26 protein-coding genes are annotated in these 20,576 nt (G+C 62.0%); 10 read left to right on the top strand and 16 right to left on the bottom strand.

What is annotated here, in order from left to right; genetic code table 11:
* Positions 1-16 precede the first annotated feature (16 nt).
* The 4 genes from rsmD to AC1RT4_RS07595 form a co-directional block, all read right to left on the bottom strand.
* Positions 17-622 carry a 16S rRNA (guanine(966)-N(2))-methyltransferase RsmD gene (gene rsmD, locus AC1RT4_RS07610; RefSeq protein ID WP_493084752.1) on the bottom strand — a complete coding sequence of 202 codons (606 nt, stop codon included), beginning with the start codon at positions 620-622 and terminating at the stop codon, positions 17-19.
* A complete protein-coding gene (locus AC1RT4_RS07605) occupies positions 622-2,109 on the bottom strand; it encodes a M16 family metallopeptidase (RefSeq protein WP_493084750.1) in 1,488 nt (495 codons plus the stop codon). Before AC1RT4_RS07605 ends, rsmD begins: the two co-directional genes overlap by 1 nt.
* On the bottom strand, positions 2,102-3,457 hold the full coding sequence (locus tag AC1RT4_RS07600) for a M16 family metallopeptidase (RefSeq protein ID WP_127800427.1): 1,356 nt from the start codon (positions 3,455-3,457) through the stop codon (positions 2,102-2,104). Before AC1RT4_RS07600 ends, AC1RT4_RS07605 begins: the two co-directional genes overlap by 8 nt.
* Before the next feature lie 151 nt (positions 3,458-3,608).
* Positions 3,609-3,803: a hypothetical protein gene (locus AC1RT4_RS07595; RefSeq protein WP_080511029.1), complete on the bottom strand. Its 195-nt coding sequence runs from the start codon at positions 3,801-3,803 to the stop codon at positions 3,609-3,611.
* On the opposite strand from AC1RT4_RS07595, the gene ftsY reads away from it, so the two are divergent.
* The 4 genes from ftsY to rpoH all read left to right on the top strand — a co-directional run bounded on the left by ftsY (position 3,802) and on the right by rpoH (position 7,992).
* Entirely contained in the window at positions 3,802-5,331 is a 1,530-nt protein-coding gene (gene ftsY, locus AC1RT4_RS07590) for a signal recognition particle-docking protein FtsY (RefSeq protein WP_493084747.1), read from the top strand. The two genes, AC1RT4_RS07595 and ftsY, sit on opposite strands and share 2 nt — an antisense overlap.
* The gene (ftsE, locus tag AC1RT4_RS07585) at positions 5,328-5,999 is read left to right on the top strand and encodes a cell division ATP-binding protein FtsE (RefSeq protein WP_007953396.1); all 672 of its coding nucleotides are present in this window, start codon (positions 5,328-5,330) and stop codon (positions 5,997-5,999) included. Before ftsY ends, ftsE begins: the two co-directional genes overlap by 4 nt.
* Positions 5,996-7,021 carry a permease-like cell division protein FtsX gene (gene ftsX / locus AC1RT4_RS07580; protein WP_493084745.1) on the top strand — a complete coding sequence of 342 codons (1,026 nt, stop codon included), beginning with the start codon at positions 5,996-5,998 and terminating at the stop codon, positions 7,019-7,021. Before ftsE ends, ftsX begins: the two co-directional genes overlap by 4 nt.
* A 116-nt stretch (positions 7,022-7,137) precedes the next feature.
* Complete coding sequence (rpoH, locus tag AC1RT4_RS07575) at positions 7,138-7,992, top strand: RNA polymerase sigma factor RpoH (protein WP_007953393.1); 855 nt, start codon at positions 7,138-7,140, stop codon at positions 7,990-7,992.
* Positions 7,993-8,061: 69 nt separating this feature from the next.
* Here the strand turns inward: rpoH and mtgA are convergent, their stop codons facing one another.
* On the bottom strand, positions 8,062-8,784 hold the full coding sequence (gene mtgA, locus AC1RT4_RS07570) for a monofunctional biosynthetic peptidoglycan transglycosylase (RefSeq protein ID WP_007953390.1): 723 nt from the start codon (positions 8,782-8,784) through the stop codon (positions 8,062-8,064).
* A gap of 74 nt (positions 8,785-8,858) precedes the next feature.
* Between mtgA and AC1RT4_RS07565 the strand changes: the two genes are divergently transcribed.
* From AC1RT4_RS07565 to trmB, 4 genes are all read left to right on the top strand, one after another.
* Positions 8,859-9,239: a DUF423 domain-containing protein gene (locus AC1RT4_RS07565; RefSeq protein ID WP_493084743.1), complete on the top strand. Its 381-nt coding sequence runs from the start codon at positions 8,859-8,861 to the stop codon at positions 9,237-9,239.
* A gap of 72 nt (positions 9,240-9,311) precedes the next feature.
* Positions 9,312-9,512 carry a sulfur carrier protein ThiS gene (thiS, locus tag AC1RT4_RS07560; RefSeq protein ID WP_007953386.1) on the top strand — a complete coding sequence of 67 codons (201 nt, stop codon included), beginning with the start codon at positions 9,312-9,314 and terminating at the stop codon, positions 9,510-9,512.
* Between the two features lie 60 nt (positions 9,513-9,572).
* Complete coding sequence (locus tag AC1RT4_RS07555) at positions 9,573-10,367, top strand: thiazole synthase (protein ID WP_007953385.1); 795 nt, start codon at positions 9,573-9,575, stop codon at positions 10,365-10,367.
* A 9-nt stretch (positions 10,368-10,376) separates the two neighbouring features.
* Positions 10,377-11,102 carry a tRNA (guanosine(46)-N7)-methyltransferase TrmB gene (gene trmB, locus AC1RT4_RS07550; protein WP_085646976.1) on the top strand — a complete coding sequence of 242 codons (726 nt, stop codon included), beginning with the start codon at positions 10,377-10,379 and terminating at the stop codon, positions 11,100-11,102.
* Between the two features lie 128 nt (positions 11,103-11,230).
* On the opposite strand, the gene AC1RT4_RS07545 is transcribed toward trmB, so the two are convergent.
* The 10 genes from AC1RT4_RS07545 to AC1RT4_RS07500 all read right to left on the bottom strand — a co-directional run bounded on the left by AC1RT4_RS07545 (position 11,231) and on the right by AC1RT4_RS07500 (position 18,101).
* A complete protein-coding gene (locus tag AC1RT4_RS07545; protein WP_007953368.1) occupies positions 11,231-11,554 on the bottom strand; it encodes a DUF3392 domain-containing protein in 324 nt (107 codons plus the stop codon).
* A 41-nt stretch (positions 11,555-11,595) separates the two neighbouring features.
* A complete protein-coding gene (gene hemW, locus AC1RT4_RS07540; RefSeq protein ID WP_493084740.1) occupies positions 11,596-12,801 on the bottom strand; it encodes a radical SAM family heme chaperone HemW in 1,206 nt (401 codons plus the stop codon).
* On the bottom strand, positions 12,798-13,394 hold the full coding sequence (gene rdgB, locus AC1RT4_RS07535) for an RdgB/HAM1 family non-canonical purine NTP pyrophosphatase (RefSeq protein ID WP_273903757.1): 597 nt from the start codon (positions 13,392-13,394) through the stop codon (positions 12,798-12,800). Before rdgB ends, hemW begins: the two co-directional genes overlap by 4 nt.
* On the bottom strand, positions 13,391-13,825 hold the full coding sequence (locus AC1RT4_RS07530) for a DUF4426 domain-containing protein (protein ID WP_493084737.1): 435 nt from the start codon (positions 13,823-13,825) through the stop codon (positions 13,391-13,393). Before AC1RT4_RS07530 ends, rdgB begins: the two co-directional genes overlap by 4 nt.
* Positions 13,826-13,851: 26 nt before the next feature.
* Complete coding sequence (gene metW / locus AC1RT4_RS07525) at positions 13,852-14,472, bottom strand: methionine biosynthesis protein MetW (RefSeq protein ID WP_007953362.1); 621 nt, start codon at positions 14,470-14,472, stop codon at positions 13,852-13,854.
* 7 nt (positions 14,473-14,479) lie between these two features.
* Positions 14,480-15,619 carry a homoserine O-succinyltransferase MetX gene (metX, locus tag AC1RT4_RS07520; RefSeq protein ID WP_007953360.1) on the bottom strand — a complete coding sequence of 380 codons (1,140 nt, stop codon included), beginning with the start codon at positions 15,617-15,619 and terminating at the stop codon, positions 14,480-14,482.
* A gap of 65 nt (positions 15,620-15,684) precedes the next feature.
* On the bottom strand, positions 15,685-15,975 hold the full coding sequence (locus tag AC1RT4_RS07515; RefSeq protein WP_085646973.1) for a DUF167 domain-containing protein: 291 nt from the start codon (positions 15,973-15,975) through the stop codon (positions 15,685-15,687).
* Positions 15,972-16,562 (bottom strand): YggT family protein, encoded by a 591-nt coding sequence (locus AC1RT4_RS07510; protein ID WP_459795200.1) that lies wholly within the window; start codon positions 16,560-16,562, stop codon positions 15,972-15,974. The genes AC1RT4_RS07515 and AC1RT4_RS07510 overlap by 4 nt, the downstream gene beginning before the upstream one ends.
* A 10-nt stretch (positions 16,563-16,572) precedes the next feature.
* On the bottom strand, positions 16,573-17,391 hold the full coding sequence (gene proC, locus AC1RT4_RS07505; protein WP_207984224.1) for a pyrroline-5-carboxylate reductase: 819 nt from the start codon (positions 17,389-17,391) through the stop codon (positions 16,573-16,575).
* Between the two features lie 23 nt (positions 17,392-17,414).
* Entirely contained in the window at positions 17,415-18,101 is a 687-nt protein-coding gene (locus AC1RT4_RS07500) for a YggS family pyridoxal phosphate-dependent enzyme (RefSeq protein ID WP_493084732.1), read from the bottom strand.
* Positions 18,102-18,157: 56 nt separating this feature from the next.
* Here AC1RT4_RS07500 and AC1RT4_RS07495 point away from each other — a divergent pair, with 56 nt between their 5' ends.
* Positions 18,158-19,192 (top strand): type IV pilus twitching motility protein PilT, encoded by a 1,035-nt coding sequence (locus AC1RT4_RS07495; RefSeq protein ID WP_007953348.1) that lies wholly within the window; start codon positions 18,158-18,160, stop codon positions 19,190-19,192.
* Between the two features lie 48 nt (positions 19,193-19,240).
* Here the strand turns inward: AC1RT4_RS07495 and AC1RT4_RS07490 are convergent, their stop codons facing one another.
* Entirely contained in the window at positions 19,241-19,858 is a 618-nt protein-coding gene (locus AC1RT4_RS07490; RefSeq protein WP_007953345.1) for a C40 family peptidase, read from the bottom strand.
* Between the two features lie 249 nt (positions 19,859-20,107).
* On the opposite strand from AC1RT4_RS07490, the gene AC1RT4_RS07485 reads away from it, so the two are divergent.
* Positions 20,108-20,542 (top strand): NINE protein, encoded by a 435-nt coding sequence (locus AC1RT4_RS07485; RefSeq protein WP_493084729.1) that lies wholly within the window; start codon positions 20,108-20,110, stop codon positions 20,540-20,542.
* Positions 20,543-20,576 lie beyond the last annotated feature (34 nt).

Here is a 20,576-nt window from a genome sequence, read left to right as displayed (position 1 = left end):
CGTTCATCAGACGATGTCAGAGAGCGGGCAGGCTGCGTTGCCACAACGCGTAGTACACCCGCCCGGATTTCTGCTCGCGGTGCAGGCGCCAGTTACCCGGCAGGCCGAGGGTCGATGGCGCGGTTTCGCTTTCAGTGTAGATCCACGAATCGTCGGCCAGCCATTGGCGCTCTTCCAGCAGCGTGCACACCGTCGGCAGCAGGTTCTGGTTGAACGGCGGGTCGAGGAACACCAGGTCGAACGCGGTCGCGGTCTGGGTTTCCAGGTAGCGCAGGGCATCGGCGGTCTGCACGTGGCCGTTGGTGCAGCGCAGGGTGCCGAGGTGTTCTTTCAGGCTGGAGACCGCGACGTGGCTGGCGTCCAGCGCCTGACCCATGGCCGCGCCACGGGACAGCGCTTCCAGAAACAGTGCGCCGCTGCCGGCGAACGGATCGAGCACCTTGGCCCCGGCAACGTACGGCGCGAGCCAGTTGAACAGGGTTTCGCGCACCCGGTCCGGCGTCGGACGCAGGCCCGGCGCATCAGGAAAGCTCAGCTTTCGGCTGCGCCATTCGCCACCGATGATGCGCAACTGGTTCACACCGTTGTGCAGTTTTTGTACAGGTTTCTTTGGACTGGCCATTAATGCTCCGGAACCCCGAGCGGCTGCTCGGCAGGTTTATCAGATGGGGCCGGTAACGGCTTTTGCGGCACGGTCGGGCCAGCGCTGACGATGACCAGTTTATCCGTGCTCAAGTGTTTGTTCAGAACGTCGCGAACCTGCTCGACCGTCAGGCTCTGGGACTGACGCATGAAGTCGTCCAGATAGCTCAGCGGCAGGTTGTAGAAGCCCATGGCGCCGAGTTGACCGACGATATCGGCATTGCTCGCGGTGGACAGCGGGAAGCTGCCGGCCAGTTCGCGTTTCGCGTCGTCGAGTTCTTTCTGGGTCGGGCCGGTCTTGAGGTAGTCGGCGAGCACGTCCTGCACCAGTTTCAGGGTGCCTTCGCTCATCTCCGCGCGGGTCTGCAGATTGATCATGAACGGGCCGCGAGCCTGCATCGGGCTGAAGGCCGAATACACGCCGTAGGTCAGGCCGCGCTTCTCGCGTACTTCGCTCATCAGCCGGGTGCCGAAACCGCCACCGCCGAGGATCTGGTTGCCCATCGACAAGGCAGCGTAGTCCGGGTCGTCACGGTCGATGCCCAGTTGCGCGATCATCAGGTTGGTCTGTTTCGACGGAAACTCGATGTGGCCGATGCCGGCTTTCGGCTCGGTCGGTTGCTCGACCTTCGCCAGCGCCGGGCCTTTTGGCAGCGCAGCGGACACCTGATTGGCAATCGCCTCGGCTTCGCTGCGGGACAGATCGCCCACCAGCGCAATCACCACGTTGCCGGCCGCATAGGCCTTGGCGTGGAACTCACGCAGTTGCGCCAGCGTGATCTTCGGCACGCTTTGCGCGTTGCCGTCGCTGGAATGGGCGTACGGGTGATCGCCGTACAGACGCTTCATCAGTTCCAGGCTGGCGAGTTTGCCGGGGTTCTGTTTCTGATACTCGAAACCGGCGAGCATCTGGTTCTTGATGCGCGCGAAGGAGTCGGCCGGGAAGGTCGGTTTGCCCACCACTTCCGAGAACAGCTTCAGCGCCGGCTCGCGTTTGTCGGCGGCGCTCAGGCTGCGCAGCGACGCGATGGCCATGTCCTTGTAGGCGCCGTTGCCGAAATCCGCGCCCAGGCCTTCGAAGCCTTGGGCGATGGCGCCGACATCCTTGCCCGCCACACCTTCGTTGAGCATGGCGTTGGTCAGCAGGGCCAGACCCGGCGCGTTGCCGTCCTGGCTGCTGCCGGCGGAGAAGATCAGGCGCATGTCGAACATTGGCAGCTCGCGAGCCTCGACGAACAGCACCTTGGCGCCTTCGGCGGTGTTCCAGGTCTGCACGTCGAGCTTGCGGCTGGCCGGGGCCTTGCCGTCGAGTTCGGCCAGCGATTGCAGCTTCTGGCTGGACTTGGCGTTATCCAGCGCTTCGCTGGCCTTGGTGTTGTCGCTTGGTACCAGGTAGAACGCGGCCGAGCCGATGATGGCCACGGCGATCAGGCCGAGCAGCAGGCGTGGGGTTTTGCGCTCACTCATGAGTCGTCTCCAGTGGCAGGACGTGGGCGACGCTGAGACGTTCGCGGGTGAAATACAGCTTGGCGGCGTTCTGGATGTCTTGCGGGGTGACGCTTTCCAGATCGGCCAGTTCGGTATCCATCAGTTTCCACGACAGGCCGACGGTCTCCAGTTGGCCGATGGCGGTGGCCTGACTGGTGATCGAATCACGCTCGAAGACCAGGCCGGCGATGACCTGCGCACGTACGCGCTCCAGTTCTTCGGCGGACGGTGCGGTGGTTTTCAGTTGTTCCAGCAGTTTCCACAGGCCGGCTTCAGCCTGGGCCATGGTCTTTTTCTTCTGGGTGTTGGGCGTAGCCGACAGGGTGAACAGGCTGTCGCCGCGGGTGTAGGCGTCGTAGCTCGACGAACCGCCGGACACCAGCTCTTCGCCGCGCTCCAGTTGGGTCGGGATGCGACCGCTGTAGCCGCCGTCCAGCAATGCCGAAATCAGGCGCAAGGCGTTGACCGAGCGTTTGTCTTCGGCGGTGGCGATGCTCGGGACGTTGAAGCCGAGCATCAGGCTCGGCAGTTGAGTCTGCACGTGCAGGGTGATCTGGCGTTCGCCCGGTTCGGCCAGTTCCAGCGGTTTTTTCGCTGGCGGCACGTCGCGTTTCGGGATCGGGCCGAAGTAGCGCTGGGCGAGGGTCTTCACCTCGTCCGGGGTCACGTCGCCGACCACCACCAGCGTGGCGTTGTTCGGCACGTACCAGGACTGGTACCAGTGACGCAGCTCTTCGACTTTCATCCGCTCAAGGTCAGCCATCCAGCCGATGGTCGGCGTGTGATAACCGCTGGCCGGGTAGGCCATGGCCTTGTAACGCTCGTAGGCCTTGGACATTGGTTTGTCGTCGGTGCGCAGGCGGCGCTCTTCCTTGATGACTTCGATTTCCTTGGCGAACTCGTCGGCCGGCAGGCGCAGGTTGGCCATGCGGTCGGCTTCCAGTTCGAAGGCCACGCCCAGACGGTCGCGAGCCAGCACCTGGTAGTAAGCAGTGAAGTCGTCGCTGGTGAAGGCGTTCTCTTCGGCGCCGAGGTCGCGCAGGATCAGCGAGGCTTCGCCGGGGCCGACTTTCTCGCTGCCCTTGAACATCATGTGCTCGAGGGCGTGGGACAGACCGGTCTGGCCCGGGGTTTCGTAGCTGGAACCGACCTTGTACCAGACCTGCGACACCACCACCGGCGCGCGATGGTCTTCGCGCACGACGACCTTCAGGCCGTTGTCGAGGGTGAATTCGTGGGTCGGTTGCGGGTCGGCCGCCAGGGCCGAAAGGGGCAGGCAGACTGTGCTGAGCAGCAGGCCTGCGGCGCGGCGGGCTAGAGCATTCATTCGTTTTTAAACCTGTTGGGCTGCCCGCTTGGTCTTAGCGTCGGCGGGCGAGAGGGTGCTAGGATACTGATCCGTTTTACCGGCGACCACGCCTATCCGGTTTTGAAACCTGATCAGGTTGTATGGGTTTGCGGCAGAAGGCTTTGGTTTATCAGCTAAACTTCGCTTTTTCGCCGATTTTGCCGGCCAGTCCTTCATTAAAACGATTCCTTTGAGGTGCCGTTGGTGCCTCGACAAAATGTTGCGCGTGAACAAGCTGGGTGAAACACAGTCTGTTCTGCATCGAATATTTATTTGCCGGGGCGCCCCTGTGGCGCGTCGCTACCGTGAGATAGCCGTCCTCCATGTTTGGTTCCAACGACGACAAGAAGACCCCAGCTGCGGCTGGCGAGAAGAAAAGCCTGTTCGGATGGCTGCGCAAGAAACCGCAGGAACCCGTCGTCAAACAGCCGACTGCCATTCCTGAGCCGGCCCCTGCGCCCGCTCCCGTAATAGAAGAAGCGCCGGCACCGGTTGTGCTGCCGATTGCCGAGCCGGTGCTGCAACCGGTGGCCGAGGCCGAGCCTGAAGTGCCGACTGCCGCTGAGTTGCCGCTGTCCCCGGCCAGCGAGCCTTGGCTGACCTTGCCAGTGGCGGAAGAGCCGGTGGCGCTGGTTGAAGAGGCTGTGCCGCACGTTACGCCGCCGATTCCTGCGCCCGTTGCGTTCGCCCCCGAGCCTGTTCCGGCGCCAGTGGTGGAAGCGGCTCCTGTCATTCCAGAACCTGTGGTTGCTGCCCCGGTTGCTTCGATTGTCGAAGCGCCTGAGCCTGCACCTGCACCTGCACCTGCACCTGCACCTGCACCTGCACCTGCACCGGTCGCTGTAGCGCCAGTCGCGCCCGTCGCTCCTGTGGACATCCAGGTTGAAACCCCGGTCGAGGCCCCGCGCACCGAAGAAACCAAGGCCGGCTTCTTCGCCCGTCTCAAGCAGGGCCTGTCCAAGACCAGTGCCAGCATCGGCGAGGGCATGGCCAGCCTGTTCCTCGGCAAGAAAGCCATCGATGACGATCTGCTCGACGATCTCGAAACCCGCCTGCTGACTGCCGACGTCGGCGTCGAGGCGACTTCGGTAATCATCCAGCGCCTGACCCAGAAGGTCGCGCGTAAAGAGCTGGCCGATTCCGACGCCCTGTACAAATCCCTGCAGGCCGAGCTGGCCGCGATGCTCAAACCGGTCGAGCAGCCGCTGAAGATCGTTTCCCAGAACAAGCCGTTCGTGATTCTGGTGGTTGGCGTCAACGGCGCCGGCAAGACCACCACCATTGGCAAGCTGGCGAAGAAACTGCAACTGGAAGGCAAGAAGGTCATGCTGGCCGCCGGTGACACCTTCCGTGCCGCGGCTGTCGAGCAATTGCAGGTCTGGGGCGAGCGCAACAAGATTCCGGTGATCGCCCAGCACACGGGCGCGGACTCGGCTTCGGTGATCTTCGACGCCGTGCAGGCCGCCAAGGCTCGTGGCATCGACGTGCTGATCGCCGACACCGCCGGTCGTCTGCACACCAAAGACAACCTGATGGAAGAACTGAAGAAGGTTCGCCGGGTGATCGGCAAGCTCGACGCCGATGCGCCGCACGAAGTGTTGCTGGTGCTCGACGCCGGCACCGGCCAGAACGCCATCAACCAGGCCAAGCAATTCAACCAGACCGTCGAACTGACCGGCCTGGCGCTGACCAAGCTCGACGGCACCGCGAAGGGCGGGGTGATTTTCGCCCTGGCCAAGCAATTCGGCCTGCCGATCCGCTATATCGGCGTCGGTGAAGGCATCGACGATCTGCGTACCTTTGAAGCCGAACCCTTTGTCCAGGCACTGTTTGCCGAGCGGGAGCGTTCATGATTCGTTTCGAACAGGTCGGTAAGCGCTACCCGAACGGTCACGTCGGCTTGCATGAGCTGAGCTTTCGAGTCCGTCGCGGCGAGTTCCTGTTTGTCACCGGCCACTCCGGTGCCGGTAAATCCACTCTGTTGCGCCTGCTGCTGGCGATGGAGCGTCCGACCAGCGGCAAACTGCTGCTCGCCGGGCAAGACCTGAGCACCATCAGCAATGCGCAGATTCCGTTCCTGCGTCGGCAGATCGGCGTGGTGTTCCAGAACCATCAACTGCTGTTCGATCGCACGGTGTTCAACAACGTCGCGCTGCCGTTGCAGATTCTCGGACTGTCCAAGGTCGAGATCGCCAAGCGCGTCGATTCGGCGCTGGAGCGCGTGGCGCTGTCGGACAAGGCCGAGTTGTATCCGGGCGACCTGTCTACCGGTCAGCAACAGCGCGTCGGCATTGCCCGCGCCATCGTTCACCGTCCGGCCCTGCTGCTGGCGGACGAACCGACCGGTAACCTCGATCCGCGTCTGGCGGCCGAGATCATGGGTGTGTTCGAAGACATCAACCGCCTGGGCACCAGCGTGCTGATCGCCAGTCACGACCTGGCGCTGATCGCGCGCATGCGCCATCGCATGCTGACCCTGCAACGCGGCCGATTGATCGGTGACGGGGAGGCCGGCGTATGAGTGCAACACGTAGTCCGAAGGTTTCCGAGCGCGTGGCCCCGAAGGCCGCCGATCCGCAACCGCCAAAGAAGAAAAAGCACGACGATGACGACGGCCCGGACTTCGCCACGTTGTTCCGTGCCTGGATCGAAAGCCATCGCGCGAGCTGGATCGACAGCCTGCGCCGCCTCGGCAAGCAGCCGATCGGCAGCTTCTTCACCTGCATGGTGATGGCGGTTGCGCTGAGCCTGCCGATGGGCCTTTCGCTGTTGCTGAGCAACGTCGAGCGTCTGGGCGGCTCGTGGCAGCGCGCGGCGCAGATTTCGCTGTACCTGGAGCTCGAGGCCAGTCCGGCTCAGGGCGAAGTGTTGCGTGATCAGATCAAAGGCATGCCGGGCGTAGCTGATGCTGAATATGTCGGCCGCGATCAGGCGCTGGAAGAGTTCCAGCAGCAGTCCGGATTGGGCGAAGCCCTGCGCGAACTGCCGGAAAACCCGCTGCCGGGCGTAGTGCTGGTGACGCCGAACGAGGTCGACAAGTCGACCCTGGAAGCATTAAGACAAAAACTTTCCGAGCTGCCCAAGGTACAACAGGCGCAACTTGATCTAGTCTGGGTCGAGCGTCTGGCCGCCATCCTCAAGCTCGGTGACCGTTTCGTGTTCGGTCTGACGGTGTTGCTGGTTTCTGCATTACTTTTGGTGATAGGCAATACCATTCGTCTTCATATTGAAAACCGCCGCACCGAGATAGAAGTGATTAAACTCGTCGGCGGCACCGACAGCTATGTGCGTCGTCCTTTCCTTTATATGGGCGCGCTGTATGGCTTCGGTGCGGGGCTGCTGTCCTGGGGTGTTTTGGCGTTCGGCCTGAACTGGCTGAACGACGCGGTGGTCGGGCTGGCCGGTTTGTACGGCAGTGATTTCGCACTGGCCGGCGTGCCAGTTGCCGACGGTCTGTCGCTCTTGCTTGGCGCGGTGCTGTTGGGTTATATCGGTGCATGGATTGCAGTCGCACGTCATCTCAGGGAGCTGGCGCCGAAGTAGAATCTTTTTTTGCGCGTGATTGACCTTTCAGTGGTTAAGGAAACTTTCATTTGAGTTTCCGGTCAATTTTTCGCAATGCTGAAAAGCATGAGTATGTAAGTCGGAGGTTTTTCCGTATGTCCAATTCTTTGCAACCTGCGTATGCATTGGTTCCAGGCGCAAACCTGGAAGCCTACGTGCACACCGTCAACAGCATTCCATTGCTGACGCCGGAGCAGGAGCGTGAACTGGCCGAGAGTCTCTACTATGAGCAGGATTTGGGGGCGGCTCGGCAGATGGTGCTCGCCCACCTGCGGTTTGTCGTACACATCGCCCGTAGCTATTCCGGCTACGGTCTGGCTCAGGCTGACCTGATCCAGGAAGGTAACGTCGGCCTGATGAAGGCCGTGAAGCGTTTCAACCCGGAAATGGGCGTGCGTCTGGTGTCCTTCGCGGTGCACTGGATCAAGGCCGAGATTCACGAGTTCATCCTGCGCAACTGGCGGATCGTGAAAGTCGCGACCACCAAGGCCCAGCGCAAGCTGTTCTTCAACCTGCGCAGCCAGAAGAAACGTCTGGCCTGGCTGAACAACGAGGAAGTCCACCGTGTGGCGGAAAGCCTCGGCGTCGAGCCGCGTGAAGTGCGTGAGATGGAAAGTCGCCTGACCGGCCATGACATGGCCTTCGACCCGGCTGCGGAAGCGGACGACGACAGCGCTTTCCAGTCGCCGGCCAACTACCTGGAAGACCACCGGTACGACCCGGCGCGTCAACTGGAAGACGCCGACTGGAGCGACAACTCCAATCACAACCTGCACGAAGCGCTGGAAGTGCTGGACGAACGCAGTCGCGACATCCTCTACCAGCGCTGGCTGGCAGAAGAGAAGGCCACGCTGCACGACCTGGCGCAGAAGTACAACGTGTCGGCCGAGCGGATCCGTCAGCTCGAGAAGAGCGCGATGAACAAGCTCAAGTTGTCGATTGCCGCATAACCGGCAGTCCGACAATAAAAAACGCCCCGATCAGTGATGATCGGGGCGTTTTTTTTGCCTGTCAGAACGTCATTGGGCCCAGGGCGCGCGGCGCGAATCGTTGAGTGTCAGCAAATAGCTGTCGCCACCCAGCTGGCTCATCTGCTGGCGAATCCAGCCGGCTCGGCGCGACACATAAGCGGTCGGATGACTGGCGCTCCAGACCCGGGGATTCGGCAGCACAGCCGCCAGATAACTCGCCTGCTGCCGGGACAACGACCTGGCGCCTACGCCAAAGTGATGCCTTGCCGCCGCTTCGGCGCCAAACACACCGTCATCCCACTCGACGCTGTTCAGGTACACCTCGAGAATCCGCTGCTTGGGCCAGAACACTTCGATCAGTGCGGTAAACCACGCCTCCAGGCCCTTTCGCAGATAGCTGCGACCGGACCACAAGAACAGGTTCTTCGACACTTGCTGGCTCAGGGTGCTGGCGCCGCGAATCGAACCGCCCAGTTCGTTGTGGGCCAGTGCGGCCTTGATCGCGCTCAGGTCAAAACCCCAGTGCTCGGGGAATTTCTGGTCTTCACCGGCAATCACCGCGACCTTCAGGTCATCGGAGATCTCGTCCCACGGCTTCCACGTGCGTTGCAAATCGATCGGCTCGCCGTCGACCCAGGATTCGATCTTGCGCTCGACCATCAGCGCCGTGCCCGGTGGCGGCACGAAGCGAAACACCAACACCAGCAATACGCTGCCGCCCGCGAACCAGAGCAGGGCCTTCGTGAAACGACGGAGAAATAAACGCAGCATAGAGATGGCTTGGCCGAACCGGTTGAGCGGGCCATTATACAGACCCTGCCGATCGAGTCTGACTGGAGTTCTACATGCTGCGTAGCTTTCTGATGCTGGCTGCCTTCTTTGGTTTCACCGGTGTCGGCCTCGGCGCATTCGCCGCCCATGGCCTGAAAAACCGCCTGACCCCCGAGTACCTGGCGATCTTCCATACCGGCGTCACCTACCAATTGGTGCACGCGCTGGCGCTGTTCGGCGTGGCGCTGCTGGCCACCCAGCTTCAGGGGCGTCTGGTCGCCTGGGCCGGCCTCTCGTTCACCGTCGGTATCCTGCTGTTCTCCGGCAGCCTGTACCTGCTGACCACCATCGGCATCGGCAAGCTCGGCATCATCACCCCGTTCGGCGGCCTGGCGTTCCTGATCGGCTGGCTGTGTCTCGGACTCGCCGCCTGGCGCCTGCACCCAACCGCTTGACGCTTGGTGCTGACCTTTAGGTCATGATCGGGCTAGAATGCCACCCCCTAAAAAGTGATGGCGGCGTTGCGCATGCGCATTCAGTTGAACGGTGAATCCTTTGAACTGCCCGACGGTGAAACCGTTGCGGCCCTGCTGACCCGTCTGGATCTGACCGGACGCCGCGTCGCGGTCGAACTCAATCTGGATATCGTCCCGCGCAGCCAGCATGCCGACACCACTTTGAACGACGGCGACAACGTCGAAGTCGTGCACGCCATCGGCGGCGGCTGACCGCCAGGCCTGCATGGGCCGAGAATTCTGCAAGACCCTCACCCCAACAGAGGATTCCCCATGAGCATCGTTCGTAGCGACAAGCCTTTCGTTCTGGCCGGTCGTACTTACCAGTCGCGTTTGCTGGTCGGTACCGGCAAGTACCGTGACATGGAAGAAACCCGCCTGGCCATCGAAGCCTCGGGTGCCGAGATCGTCACCTTCGCCGTGCGCCGCACCAACCTGGGCCAGATCGAAGGCGAGCCGAACCTGCTCGAAGTGCTGTCGCCGGATCGCTATACCTTCCTGCCGAACACCGCCGGCTGCTACGACGCGGTCGAAGCCGTGCGCACCTGCCGCCTGGCCCGTGAGCTGCTCGACGGCCACAACCTGGTGAAGCTGGAAGTGCTGGCCGACCAGAAAACCCTGTTCCCCAACGTGATCGAAACCCTCAAGGCCGCCGAAGTGCTGGTCAAGGAAGGCTTCGACGTGATGGTCTACACCAGTGATGACCCGATCATCGCCCGTCAACTGGCGGAAATCGGCTGCATCGCGGTCATGCCGCTGGCCGGTCTGATCGGTTCGGGCCTGGGGATCTGCAACCCGTACAACCTGCAGATCATCCTCGAAGAAGCCAAGATCCCGGTGTTGGTGGATGCCGGTGTCGGCACCGCTTCCGACGCCACCATCTCGATGGAACTGGGCTGTGACGCGGTGCTGATGAACTCGGCCATCGCCCACGCCCAGCAGCCGATCATGATGGCCGAAGCCATGAAACACGCGATCGTCGCGGGCCGCCTGGCCTACCTCGCCGGCCGCATGCCGAAAAAACTCTATGCCAGCGCCTCTTCGCCGCTGGATGGTCTGATCAAGTAAGAGCTATTGATGACTGAATCGAACGACACGCCAATCCAGACGGAAGAAGGCGACGAGCGCCAACACCGCCGCATCAAGAGTTTCGTGATGCGCGCCGGGCGCATGACCGAAGGCCAGCAGCGCGGCCTGGATCAGGGCGCGCCGAAGTTCGTCCTGCCGCTGGCCGATGCGCCAGTGGATTACGACCAGGTGTTCGGCCGTTCCGCGCCGCGTTCGCTGGAAATCGGTTTCGGCATGGGCCACTCGCTGTTGGAAATGGCCGCCGCTGCGCCGGAACAGGATTTCATCGGTGTCGAGGTTCACCGTCCGGGTGTCGGCGCGCTGCTCAACGGCGTGCTGACTCAGGGCCTGACCAACCTGCGGGTCTACGATTGCGACGCGATCGAAGTGCTCAACCGCTGCATCGCCGACAACAGCCTTGATCGCCTGATGCTGTTCTTCCCGGATCCGTGGCACAAGAGCCGCCACCACAAGCGCCGCATCGTTCAGGCGTCCTTCGCTGAGCTGGTGCGCAGCAAGCTGAAGGTTGGCGGCATTCTGCACATGGCCACCGACTGGGAACCGTACGCCGAATACATGCTGGAAGTGATGAACGTCGCCCCGGGCTATCGCAACCTCGCCGAAGACGGCAAGTGCGTACCTCGCCCGGCCGAGCGGCCGATCACCAAGTTCGAACGCCGCGGCGAACGTCTTGGGCATGGCGTGTGGGATCTGAAGTTCGAGAAGCTCGCTTAAGCACTGCGCAGTGATCGTTCCCACGCTCTGCGTGGGAATGCCTCAATGGACGCTCCGCGTCCGCTTCAGGGACGCAGAGCGTCCCGGGCTGCATTCCCACGCAGAGCGTGGGAACGAGCATGTGGAGATCAGCGGCGATCCGCGACCACGCCAATCAACACCAGCACCACCAACAACACCGGCGCCAGGCTGTAGTTGTTGAACTGGCTCAGCCCCTTCACCACCCAAGGCGTCGCGTAGATCAGCGCTGCGCCGCTGCCGATCAGGCAGAGCAGGGCCATCAACGGGACGCGCAGGGCGCCGGCGATGCTGCCCAGGCGTTGCTCGACCCAGGCCTTGAAGTCAGCGCCGAACAGCACCAGCAGACAGCCCACCAGGGCCAGAGCGATTTCCGAGAGGTTGCTGCGGCTCCAGCGGGACACGGTGGCGAGCAGGTCGAGAATCAAATCCATGTTTTTTCCTTAGGGCTGCCGTTGGGCGTTGGGCGTTGGGCTCAGCTCAGAAATTTCTGCAGCAAGTCGTTGAGGAACAGTTGTCCGCGTTCGGTGGCCGCCAGACGTGACGGTTCGACCTGCAACAGACCGCTTTGTTCGGCCTCGCGCCGGTGTTCGTCGAGGCTCTCCAGCGGCAGGCCGGTGCGCTCCGGGTACAGGCGCGATTCGACGCCGGCGGTCAGGCGCAGGGCGTTCATCAGGAACTCGAACGGCATCTCGTCGTTGGTCAGGGCTTTCTCGCCGGCCTGGAAGCTTTTGGCCGGGTTGAGGTAGTCCTTCGGCAAGCGCGTCTTCCAGGTGCGCACGATGCGCCCGTCCGGGTGACTGAGCTTGCCGTGGGCGCCGGCGCCGATGCCGATGAAGTCGCCGAAGCTCCAGTAATTCAGGTTGTGCCGCGCCGGGCGACCCGGTTGCGCGTAGGCCGAAACTTCGTACTGCGCGTAACCGTGCTCGGCCAGCAGCGCCTGTCCGGCCTCTTGAATGTCCCACAGCGTGTCGTCTTCCGGCAGCACTGGCGGCTGGTTCCAGAACACGGTGTTCGGCTCCAGCGTCAGCTGATACCAGGAAATGTGCGTTGGCTTCAGTTCGATCGCCTGGCGCAGATCGCTCAGAGCATCGTCCAGTGACTGGTCCGGCAAGCCGTGCATCAAGTCGAGGTTGAAGTTATCGAACCCGGCCTGGCGCGCCATGCCGGCGGCGCGTACCGCTTCGTCGCCGTTGTGGATACGGCCGAGGGCCTTGAGCTTTTCCTGCTGGAAGCTCTGGATGCCGATCGACAGGCGATTGATCCCCAGTTTGCGGTAGGCGACGAACTTCTCTTGCTCGAAAGTCCCGGGGTTGGCTTCCAGGGTGATTTCGATGTCATCGGCAAACGGGATGCGTTGTTTCACGCCTTCCAGCAAGCGACCAAGGGCTTCGGCGCTGAACAGGCTCGGCGTGCCGCCGCCAAAGAAGATCGAACTCAACTCACGGCCGTACACCGCGTGCAGATCCTGATCGAGGTCGGCCAGCATCGCGTCGACGTACTCCTGCTCCGGCAGCACGGGGCTGGCGGTGTGGGAGTTGAAGTCGCAATAGGGGCATTTGCGCACACACCACGGGATGTGGATGTACAGCGCCAGGGGCGGTAGCGTCGGCAACGGCGCCCGAGGCGAGGAGGCGGCGCCGCCGATAATCAGCGACGACGCGGAGAAACTATCGGTCATTTCAAGCCCAGACGCTGGCGCAGCAGATCCATTGCGCGGGCGCGGTGGCTGATCTGGTTCTTGTCGCTCGGGCTCAGCTCGGCGCTGGACACGTCACGCTCCGGCACCCAGAACAACGGGTCGTAGCCGAAACCGTGCTCACCGCTGGCGGCGGTCAGAATGCGCCCGTGCCACAGGCCTTCGCAGAGGATTGGCAGCGGATCGTCGGCGTGACGCACCAGCGCCAGCACGCAGACGAACTGCGCGCCGCGCTCGGCTTCAGGCACGTCTTTCAAGGCATCGAGCAGTTTGGCGTTGTTCGCCGCGTCGCCCTTGCCGTCGGCGTAGCGCGCCGAGTAGATGCCCGGCGCACCGCCGAGGAAATCCACCGCCAGCCCCGAATCGTCGGCCAGCGCCGGCAGCCCGGAGATGCGAGCGGCATTGCGCGCCTTGAGAATCGCGTTCTCGACGAACGACAGGCCGGTTTCTTCCGGCTCCACGCTGCTGAATTCGCCGATCGAGCGCAGTTGCACCGAATCGCCGAGCATGGCCTGGAGTTCCTTGAGTTTGCCGGCGTTATGGCTGGCCAGTACGAGTTGCTTGAGATTGATCATTGGCCAGGGAAAAGCTCTTGGTTGAAATTGATGGTGTTGATCTTGTCGCCGGTCTTCACCTTGATTTCAAAGGTGCGGGTTTCCTGCTGTTCCACCGGGTACTGGGCGATGTAGTAGATCGCGCCCTGTTCGGTGATCTGGCGGAAGGTCAGCGGCACGCTCTGGCTGGTCAGGTCTTTGACGGTGCCGGTGACCTGGGCGATCAGCGGTTTGCCTTCCTTGATCACCGAGACATTGATCACGCCCTGGTTCTTGCTGCGAATCAACTCGGCAGCCTTGGCGATGTCCGGCGTCAGGAAGGTGGAGTTGAAGGTGTTGTAATGCACGGTGACATCACCGAACACTTCCTTGCGTTCGCCCTTGATGGCATCGGCGGCCACGGCCGACAGGCTCAGGCAGGCGGCCAATAGCGCGGTAATCAAGCGTCCCATGTTCGTTCTCCTCGCAATGTCGTGGTTCAGACCGCGATTCTGTGATCCGCAAGCCCCGGGCTGCTGACGCGGTAGATACCGATCTCACCTAACAGATTAGGCCATAGCTTACTGGCCCACCCGTGGCGGTGCTGTTGATCCACGGCAAGCCGATCAATGACCTTCGCCTCACGTTCGCGACAAAGTTCTTCAAAGTCTTCGAAGGTGCAGAAGTGGATGTTCGGCGTGTTGTACCAGGTGTACGGCAGGAATTCCGACACCGGCATCCGGCCTTTGCTCGCCAGGTACCAGCGGCAGCGCCAGTGACCGAAGTTGGGGAACGTGATGATGCACTGGCGACCGACCCGCAGCATTTCGTCGAGGATCTTGTCCGGGTAATGCACGGCTTGCAGGGCCTGGGTCATCACCACGATGTCGAAGCTGTTGCTGGCGAAGTTGCCCAGGCCCTTGTCCAGGTCCTGCTCGATGACGTTGACGCCCTTGGCCACGCACTGCGCGATGTTGTCGGCGTCGTTTTCCAGGCCGTAGCCGGTGACCTGCTTGTGGTCGCGCAGCCAGGTCAGCAACTCGCCGTCACCGCAACCGAGGTCGAGCACGCGGCTGCCGGCGGGGATCCATTCCTGGATGATTTCCAGATCAGCTCTCATGGCTTTCTCACAACGTAATGCGGTTCATGTAATTGCCGAACGCCTGCAAATAACGCGGGATCGGAATCAGGAAGGCGTCGTGGCCTTGCGGCGCGTCGATTTCCAGGTAGCTGACGTCTTTGCGCGCCGCCATCAGCGCGTCGACCAGTTCCCGCGAGCGGGCCGGGGAGAAGCGCCAGTCGGTGGTGAACGACATCACGCAGAACCTGGCTTTCGCACCTTCGAAGGTTTTCGCCAGGTTATCGTTGAAGTTCGCCGCCGGATCGAAGTAGTCCAGCGCCTTGGTCATCAACAGATAGGTGTTGGCATCGAAGCGCCCGGAGAACTCTTCGCCCTGATAGCGCAGGTAGCTTTCGACCTGGAACTCGACGCTGTGGAAGTCGTAGTTGAGCTTTTCGCTCTTCAGGCCACGGCCGAATTTCTCGCCCATGGAGTCGTCGGACAGGTAAGTGATGTGCCCGACCATCCGCGCCAGCATCAGGCCGCGCTTGGGGATCACGCCCTGTTCCTGGAACGAGCCGCCGTGGAATTCCGGGTCGGTGAGGATCGCCTGGCGCGCCACTTCGTTGAAGGCGATGTTCTGCGCCGACAGCTTGGGGGCCGAGGCGATGGCCAGGCAGTGCCGAACGCGATCCGGGTAAGTGATGGTCCATTGCAGCGCCTGCATGCCGCCGAGGCTGCCGCCGATCACCGCGGCCCACTGGCCGATGCCGAGCAGGTCGGCCAGGCGCGCCTGGCTGTGCACCCAGTCTTCCACGGTCAGCACCGGGAAGTCGGCGCCGAATGGCTTGCCGGTTTCCGGGTTGAGGCTGCTCGGGCCGGTAGAGCCGTTGCAACCGCCGAGGTTGTTCAGGCTGACCACGAAGAACTTGTTGGTGTCGATCGGTTTGCCGGGGCCGATGCAGCTGTCCCACCAACCGGGCTTGCGGTCGTCGACGCTGTGGTAACCCGCAGCGTGGTGGTGGCCGGACAGGGCGTGGCAGATCAGCACGGCGTTGCTCGCTTGCGCGTTCAGCGTGCCGTAGGTTTCGTAGATCAGGTCATAATCGGCCAGCGAACGGCCGCAGGCCAGGGCCAGCGGTTCGCTGAAGTGCGCCGTTTGCGGCGTCACCAGACCAACAGAATCGGGGGGAAAGGCAGCTGGCATCGACCCTGCTCTCGTTGAAATGAGGCGTAAGTCTAAAGACCGGTGGGGTTAGCGGCAAGCAACGATCAGGGGCGGCAGAGCCCCGGCAGATCCGGCAGCTTTTTCGGTGCGCTGACGCGCACTCGCTTCTGCCGGTTCAGCTCGCCGCTGAGCAAACTGACCTGGCTCTTGGAAACCCCAAAAGCCTTGGCCAGAAACCCCATCAGATAGGCATTGGCCTTGCCCTCGACCGGCGGCGCGGTCAGGCGGATCTTCAGGCGATCACCGTGCAGCCCGCAGAAATCATCGCTGCGGGCGGCCGGTTGCAGGTGACATTCCAGAATCAGGTCGTCACCGTCCCAGCGAAACCAGCTCACATCAGCAGGCGCAGGATTTCCGGCATCATTGTCATCGCCGCGAGGTTGTTGATCACCAGCATGTCGATCAGCTTCAGCACGAGGAAGGCGAAGATCGGCGACAGGTCCAGACCACCGAGGTTCGGCACGATGCGGCGGAACGGCGCCAAGGCCGGTTCGCAGATCTGGTTCACCAGTTCGGCGCCCGGATTGTGGCTGCCCGGTGCGACCCAGGACAGGATGATGCTGATGATCATGGCCCAGAAGAAAATCTTCAGGAACAGCGCCGTCACGCCGATCAGCGACCAGATCAGCAGTTGCAGCGGGTTGCCGGTGGTGCCGTAGGTCAGCAGCAGGGTCAGCGCCATCAGCGCCAGTTGCACGAGAATCGCCAGCACCAGCGACGACATGTCGAGGCCGAACATGCTCGGGATGATCCGGCGCAGTGGCTTCAGCAGCGGCTGGGTGGCCTTGACCACGAACTGGCACAGCGGGTTGTAGAAGTTCGCCCGCACCAGTTGCAGGACGAAGCGCAGCAGCACGATCAGCAGATACAGGCTGCCGAGGGTTTGCAGCACGTAGACCGCTGCGGTGTTCAATCCAATCATGTAAGGCTCCTTATTTGCCCAGTTGTTCGGCCATTTCGGCCGAGCGGTGCGCGGCGGCGCCGAGTGCTTTTTCCACCAGGGCTTCGAAGCCGCCGGCCTGGAACGATTTGATCGCAGCTTCCGTGGTGCCCGCTGGCGAGGTCACGCGGCGGCGCAGTTCGGCGGCGTCGACGTCGCTGGACACGGCCATGTGCGCAGCGCCCAGAGCGGTCTGCAAGGTCAGTTGCTCGGCGGTTTCCTTCGGCAGGCCAAGTTTGACGCCGGCGGCGGTCATGGCTTCGATCAGCAGGAAGAAATACGCCGGGCCGGAGCCGGAGACGGCGGTGACCGCGTCCAGTTGCTGCTCTTCGTTCAGCCACAGGGCGATGCCGACGGCGGACAGCAGCTCTTCAGCCTGCTGGCGTTGTTCGGCACTCACTGCGCCGGTGGCGTACAAACCGCTCACGCCCTGACGCAGCAGCGCCGGGGTGTTCGGCATGCAGCGCACGATCGGCTGCTCGCCGAGCCATGCGGTCATGCTGGCGCAGGTGATGCCGGCGGCGATGGAGACCACCAGTTGATTCGGTTTCAGGCTCGGGCGAATCGCTTCGCACACGGCTTTCATGGCTTGTGGCTTGACCGCCAGTACCACCACGTCAGCGCCGTCGATGGCCTGGGCGTTGTCGGCGAAGGTTTCGATGCCGTGTTCGGCGCTGACTTTGGCGCGGGTTTCTTCGCCCGGATCGCTGGCGCGAATCCGTGCAGCTTCCAGACCCTTGGCCCGCAGGCCGCCGATCAGGCTGGCGGCCATGTTGCCGGCACCGATAAAGGCAATACGTGTGTTGCTCATGTCAGGTCCTTATCTGGAAATGTTCAAGATTGGGAATAGTCGCGGGCGCCGAACAGGGCCGTACCGATACGGACCCAGGTGGCGCCCTGGGCAATGGCCGACTCGAGGTCGTGGCTCATGCCCATGGAAAGTGTGTCGAGCGGCATATCGAGGCTTGCCTGCAACTTCTGAACGGCGGCGAATGCAGCATCCTGCTCGGCGCGATCTTCAGTCGGCTCGGGAATTGCCATCAGCCCGCACAGCTTCAGGCGCGGCAGGGCGCTGATGGCCTGGGCCAGCGCCGGGAGATCTTGCGGCGTGCAGCCGGACTTGCTGGCTTCACCGCTGACGTTGACCTGAATGCAGATGTTCAGTGGCGGCAGATCCGCCGGGCGTTGCTCGGACAGGCGTTGGGCGATTTTCAGACGATCCACGGAGTGCACCCAGGCGAAATGCTCGGCAATCGAGCGGGTCTTGTTCGACTGAATGGGGCCGATGAAGTGCCAGATCAAGGGCAGGTCGGCCAGTTCGAGCTGTTTGCCGAGGGCCTCTTGCAGGTAGTTCTCGCCGAAGTCGCGCAGGCCGGCGGCGTACGCTTCGCGCAGGGCTTCGGCCGGTTTGGTCTTGCTCACGGCCAGCAGCTGGACGCTGTTTTCATCGCGTCCGGCGGCTTTGACGGCTGCCTGGATTCGCGAACTAACCAGTTGAATGTTGTCTGCTATCGTGGACATCAAGAGGCGCCAGCGGTCTGAAGGTTCGCGGCATTCTACTGGAATTGAGGGACGCTATGGATATCACTGAACTGCTGGCCTTCAGCGCCAAACAGGGCGCTTCCGACCTGCACCTGTCGGCCGGTCTGCCGCCGATGATCCGCGTGGATGGCGATGTGCGGCGGATCAATCTGCCGGCGCTGGATCACAAGCAAGTGCACGAGCTGATCTACGACATCATGAACGACACTCAGCGGGTGGACTTCGAGAAACATCTGGAAACCGACTTTTCCTTCGAAGTCCCCGGCGTGGCGCGCTTTCGGGTCAATGCCTTCAACCAGAACCGTGGCGCCGGCGCGGTGTTCCGGACCATCCCGTCGAAAGTGCTGAGCATGGAAGACCTCGCCATGGGCGACGTCTTCCGCAAGATCACCGATGCGCCGCGCGGGCTGGTACTGGTGACCGGGCCGACCGGCTCCGGCAAGTCCACGACCCTGGCGGCGATGATCGATTACCTCAACACCCATCGTCATCACCACATCCTGACCATCGAGGATCCGATCGAATTCGTTCACGAATCGCGCAAATGCCTGATCAATCAGCGCGAAGTCCATCGCGATACCCGCAGTTTCGCCACCGCGTTGCGTTCGGCACTGCGCGAAGACCCGGACGTGATCCTGGTGGGTGAGATGCGCGATCTGGAAACCATCCGCCTGGCACTCACCGCCGCCGAAACCGGACACCTGGTGTTCGGCACCTTGCACACCACGTCGGCGGCCAAGACCATCGACCGCGTGGTGGACGTGTTCCCCGGGGACGAAAAATCCATGGTGCGCTCGATGCTCTCGGAGTCGCTGCTGGCGGTGGTGTCGCAGACGCTGATCAAGAAGATCGGCGGCGGCCGGGTGGCGGCGCACGAGATCATGCTGGGGACGTCGGCGATCCGTAACCTGATCCGCGAGGACAAGGTGGCGCAGATGTACTCGGCGATACAGACCGGTGGCTCGCTGGGGATGCAGACACTCGACATGTGCCTGAAGGATCTGGTGACCAAGGGCTTGATCAGCCGTGAACATGCGCGGGAGAAGGCGCGCACGCCGGATAACTTCTAGGCAAAAAAAATCGCAGCCCGAGGGCTGCGATTTTTTGTGTCTGAGCAATCAGCGCTGAACGACGCGCATCTGCCCCTGTTCTTTCGGCAATACGCGTTTGGCCACCACGTAATGCTTTTCCCAGTACGGCTTGTTCAGTGTGTCGATGCTCACCGACTTGCCGCGCCGTGGCGCATGGATGAAACGGTCGTTGCCCAGGTAGATGGCAACGTGATTGACCCGACGGCTCTTGATGTTGAAGAAAATCAGGTCGCCCGGCTTCAGGTCCTTGCGTTCGACTTTCTCGCCGTGACCGCTGGCCATGGCGTTCGAGGTGCGTGGCAGGTCGAACGTGGCGTCGTTGAACGCGTATTTCACCAGACCGCTGCAGTCGAAGCCTTTACTCGGGCTGCTGCCGCCCCAACGGTAGGGTGTACCGAGGACGTTTACCGCGCGACTGAGGACGTTGCTGCTTTCCTTGGTCGCCATCGGTGGCACCAGCTTGCTGCGGCCGTTGCTGCTCAGCGTGGTGTGTTTGACCTGTTTGCCTTTGTTCGAAGGAGCAGAGGCATGGGATTTAGGGGTGAAACCGTTAACGTTTGGAAGACGTTGCTCACGATTGGTGGCGTGGGCGGCCAGTGGCATTAATAGGCAAATAGTTAGCCATGTCTTGAAAAATGGACGCATTAGGCAGGGCTCTTCATGTGATAGCGCGCAACTTTATAACAGCTTTTTTGTCCCTTCCGAGGCCGTTGGTCGATTCAATCGGGTGCCAACGGAACCAAATAAGCGGCAAAAAGACGCAATTGTCGGACAGGAGTCCGGTGCTATAAGGCTTTGACGGGAGACACGGTAGCATTTGCCATACGTCGGCTACCTGTAAAAAAGTCACAAAGAATTAAAGAATATTTATCTATCGCGTGTATCGAGGTCTTAATGAACGGCTATCAGCTGCCCCGTGTGAAGGAAAAAGACACCCATAGCAAGGTGATCGGTTACCTGTTGTGGATTTTCGGTTTCACAGGCTCACACCGCTTCTATTACGGCAAACCGGTGACCGGCACGATCTGGTTTTTCACCTTCGGGTTGCTGGGGATCGGCTGGCTGATCGACGTGTTTCTGATCCCGGCGATGGATCGCGAAGCCGACCTGCGTTTCACGGCGGGGCCGATCGAGTACAACGTGGCGTGGATTCTCCTGACCTTTCTCGGCGCGCTCGGCGTGCACCGGATGTATCAGGGCAAGTGGATCAGCGGATTGGTGTACCTGCTGACCGGCGGGTTGTTCTTTCTGGGGGTGCTGTATGACTTCTGGACGCTGAACGATCAGGTGTCCGTGCGTAATGCCGAAGGGCGGGGCGCCTTTCAGTAAGTGATGGCGAGGGAGCTGGCTCCCTCGCTATTTT

The organism is Pseudomonas sp. GW821-FHT11D10 (assembly GCF_058808435.1).
This window is presented reverse-complemented; position numbering and strand designations above follow the sequence as displayed.